Source organism: Mobilicoccus massiliensis, assembly GCF_000826525.2.
GTDB classification, from domain to species: domain Bacteria; phylum Actinomycetota; class Actinomycetes; order Actinomycetales; family Dermatophilaceae; genus Mobilicoccus; species Mobilicoccus massiliensis.
Genome location: NZ_LN651312.1, coordinates 1 through 3,956 on the forward strand (window position 1 = coordinate 1; position 3,956 = coordinate 3,956).

The window sequence follows — 3,956 nt, forward strand, 5'->3', positions numbered from 1 at the left end:
GGGCCGGAGTCGGCCCCCGATCGAGGACCGCTCGTGCGGACGGGGCACCGTCGTCTCCGGGCGCGAGGCCACCCCGATGCTTCGCCACCCGCCCCGGGCCGGCTCCCCCACCTGCTCAGACAGGCTCTTTCACCCCCGTGATTCCGACGAAAACGCCTGTTCGAGCGGTCTAGAGGAGCGTATTCAGCTCTATTCCGAATGACGTAGATACTGTCAGACACCGGCATCGCCATTCTCCGCCACCGCTCAGCGGCCGTAGGCTCTCGCCCATGCCGAACTCCCCTCTGCAACAGGTCGCAGCCGTGTTCGGGCGTGGCATCGTCCCTGTGGACGCGCCCGTCGTCGGGGTGGACGATCTCGGGCTCACCCGCGGCCTGGGCTGTTTCGACGCGACCCGAGTCCGGTTCTCCGGTGGCGAGCCGCGCATCGATCTGCTGGACGAGCACCTCGCCCGACTCGCCCGTTCGGCGTCGGCGCTGGGGATCGGTTGCCCGGCCTCGACGGCGTGGAAGCGGTTGGTCGATCACCTCTGCGAGGCGTACGCGGGCGAGGCCGAGGCGATGCTCAAGCTCGTGCTCACCGGCGGCGGTGAGACCGACGCCGCCCCGCCGGTCGCGTACGCCACGCTCACCCAGCTCGGCGTCGACACCTTCCGCGCCCGCGAGGGCATCTCGATCGCCACCCTGAATCGGGGCACGGCGAGCGACGCATACGCCGATGCGCCGTGGCTGCTCGGCGGGGTCAAGACGATCGCGTACGCGATCAACCTCGCCGCCAAGGAGGAGGCCCACCGGCGCGGAGCCGACGACGCACTGTTCGTCTCCACCGACGGCTACGTGCTCGAGGGGCCGACCTCGGCCGCGGTGATCCGACGCAGGGACCGCCTGCTCACGACCCCGACCGGACCCACCGGCGTGCTCGCTTCGATCACCGTCGACCGCATATGCCGGGAGGCCCCGAACGCGGGCGTCACGGTCGACCACGAGCTCTTCACCCCCGCCGACCTCGCCGCCGCCGACGGCGCCTGGTTCGTCTCGAGCGTGCGCGGGGTGGCGCCGCTGCGGCGCATCGACGGCATAGACCTCGCCGTGGACTCCGACGGCGACGCGCTGGTGCGCCGACTCGCCGGCTTCTGATCGATCACGGCCTCTAGCACTATCTAGCCACCACGACAGAGATGGTCAGACAGAGGCATCGTGCCCGCCAGAGCATCGACACCCGTGCCACGGCAGGAGGATTCGCTCGAAGTGCCGTCCCCGTACCCGCCGGTTCCGGAGCCGCGACGACCTAAGGTCCGGGCATGACCCGCACAGTCACCCTCGCCCTCGCCGCCGCCCTGCCACTGCTGCTGACCCCGGCGCTCGTCCCTGCGAGCGCCCACGCCTCCCCGCCTCCGGCCAAGGATCGAGAGCCGGTCGGCCACGAGCTCCCGCACACCGCGACGATGAGCGGCCGGGGTGGAGCGGTCGCCTCCGTCGATCCGGTTGCGAGCCAGGTGGCGATCGACGTGCTCGAGCGCGGAGGCACGGCCGCCGACGCCGCCGTCGCCGCGACCGCCGCGCTCAACGTCGTCGAGCCCTACGCGACTGGCATGGGTGGCGGCGGCTTCTTCGTCTACTACGACGCGAAGAAGAAGCGGGTCCAGACCATCGACGGGCGTGAGACTGCGCCGGCGTCGCTGCACGAGAAGAGCTTTCTCGGGCCCGACGGCAAGCCGATGGACTTCGACACCGCCGTGAACTCCGGTCTGTCCGTGGGAGTTCCGGGCAACCTCGCGATCTGGCAGCAGGCACTCGACCGCTTCGGCACCCGCTCGCTGCGCCAGTCCCTCGCACCGGCCCAGCGCATCGCCGAACGCGGCTTCGTCGTCGACGAGGCGTTCAGCGCCGCCACCGCCGAGAACGCCGAGCGATTCGCCCAGTTCCCCGCGACGGCGGCGGTGTTCCTGCCGGGCGGCAAGCCGGTGCAGCCTGGTCACGTGTTGCGCCAGCCCGACCTCGCGAAGACCTTCCGCCTCCTGCGCAGCAAGGGCATCGGGGCGTTCTACGACGGACCGATCGGCAAGGCCGTCGTCGACACCGTCAATCACCCCGCGACCGCGAAGGGAGTGACGGTGCCGCGCGGTGGCATGACGATGACGGATCTGCGCGCCTACCGCGCCCTGCCCAAGAAGCCGGTGACCAGCACGTACAAGGGCCTCGACGTCTACGGCATGCCCCTGCCGAGCGCCGGCGGCGCCGCGGTGGCCGAGACCCTCAACCTGCTCGAGCAGTACGAGAAGCGCACCGGCACCCCGCTCTCGAAGACCGATGGCGTGCAGTACCTCCACCGTTTCGCCGAGGCCACGGCCACCGCGTTCGCCGACCGCGACCGCTGGATGGGCGACGTCCACGGCGCCCCCGTCGGCGAGATCTTGTCCAAGGGCTTCGCCGCCGAACGCGCCTGCGGGTTCGACCCCGCCAAGGCTCAGGCCCGTCCGATCGCGTTCGGGCAGCCCGACGGCCGCTACATCTCGTGCGGCCCGCTGGCCTCGGGCAAGCCCGCCAAGGTCAACGACGGCGCCTCGACGACCCACCTCACCGTGGCCGACCGCTGGGGCAACGTCGCCGCCTACACCTCGACGATCGAGCAGTTCGGCGGCTCGGGCATGGTCGTGCCGGGTTACGGATTCCTGCTCAACAACCAGCTCACCGACTTCAACTTCGCGCCGGCGATCAAGGGTGAGCCCGACCCCAACCTCCCGGCGCCCGGCAAGCGGCCGCGGTCGTCGATGGCGCCGACGATCGTCCTCGACCACGGTCGACCGGTGCTGGCCGCCGGCGCCGCGGGCGGTCCGACGATCATCACGAGCACGGCGCAGATCATCACCGGTTACCTCGACCGCGACCTCACGCTGGTCGGCGCGGTCGGGGCTCCGCGCATCTCCTCGCGCAACACGGCCACCGACATCGAGCCCCGGCTGTACGACAGCAAGACCGGCGAGGCCCTGCGCGCGATGGGCCACCCGATGAAGGTCAAGGAGATCATCGGCCGCGCCACCGCCATCGCGATGCCCGCCCGCGGATGGTTCACCGCGGCCGCCGAGCCGACCCGCGGCGGCGGCGGATCGGGCATGGTCGTCGCACCCAAGTGGTGAACCCCTGCACTTGAGCCTCGGCGCCCGGAATTCCGCAGAACTTCATCCGGATTCCGGGCGTCGGCGCGCCCGGGGGCGGCGTCGGCGGGCGAACCTCTCGATTGGGCGCGGCACGTGTCGATGAGTGGAGCGGTATCGCGGCCGGGCCCGTCGTCCTGCCGTCCTCCGTTCGAAGGAACCCCATGTCCGACACCCCTGTGTTCGCGGTCACCGCGAAGATCCATCCCTCCGTGGCCGAGGCCCTCGGGGACGCGGAGGCCACGCGCGCGCGTCTCGTCGTCGCGGCGAACGACCAGGCCGACGCCCTCTCGGCGTTCCAGGTCGCGGGCAACAGTGTGTTCACCTCGACGTTCCGCCGCTATGGCGGCGCGTCGGCCGACGACCGGGAGATCTCGACGGCCGTCGCCGAGCCCGGCGCCGTCTTCGCCTTCTCGGTGGATCGTCCCGACGCCCCGCCGGTCCGGCTGGTCCGCCTCTGAGAGTCCGCTGCCGCCTCGCCACGCAGGCATTCGCCTCGGCACAGCCACCGGGCCGAGCATTCTCGCGCAAGAAAGACCGGTCAGTTCTCGCCTCGGCGAAACTCATAACGTCCTGACCTGCATCGATGTCGCGAGGGCCAGGCGCAGCGGTCGCGGTGACCGGTCTTTCTTGCGCGAGATCTTCGGCCTCACCACGCCCCCGCCCATCCCGGACCGCTCCCAGTGGAAGGCTTGGGGGTGTTCCGGTGGGTTCGCTCCTGTTGCGCTCTGCCCTCGTGGCTAATGTCCGTAGTGCGGCTCGCCGGGACACCACGGCCCGACCGGCGTGGCTTGAGAGGAGC

At 71.0% G+C, this 3,956-nt stretch carries 3 protein-coding genes; all 3 read left to right on the forward strand.

From position 1 onward, the window contains the following. Window positions 1-269 precede the first annotated feature (269 nt). The 3 genes from BN1197_RS00020 to BN1197_RS00030 all read left to right on the forward strand — a co-directional run bounded on the left by BN1197_RS00020 (window position 270) and on the right by BN1197_RS00030 (window position 3,615). The gene (locus tag BN1197_RS00020) at window positions 270-1,136 is read left to right on the forward strand and encodes an aminotransferase class IV (RefSeq protein WP_082043472.1); all 867 of its coding nucleotides are present in this window, start codon (window positions 270-272) and stop codon (window positions 1,134-1,136) included. 164 nt (window positions 1,137-1,300) lie between these two features. Next, entirely contained in the window at window positions 1,301-3,136 is a 1,836-nt protein-coding gene (gene ggt / locus BN1197_RS00025) for a gamma-glutamyltransferase (protein WP_040155159.1), read from the forward strand. Between the two features lie 182 nt (window positions 3,137-3,318). Then, complete coding sequence (locus BN1197_RS00030; RefSeq protein WP_040155161.1) at window positions 3,319-3,615, forward strand: hypothetical protein; 297 nt, start codon at window positions 3,319-3,321, stop codon at window positions 3,613-3,615. Window positions 3,616-3,956 lie beyond the last annotated feature (341 nt).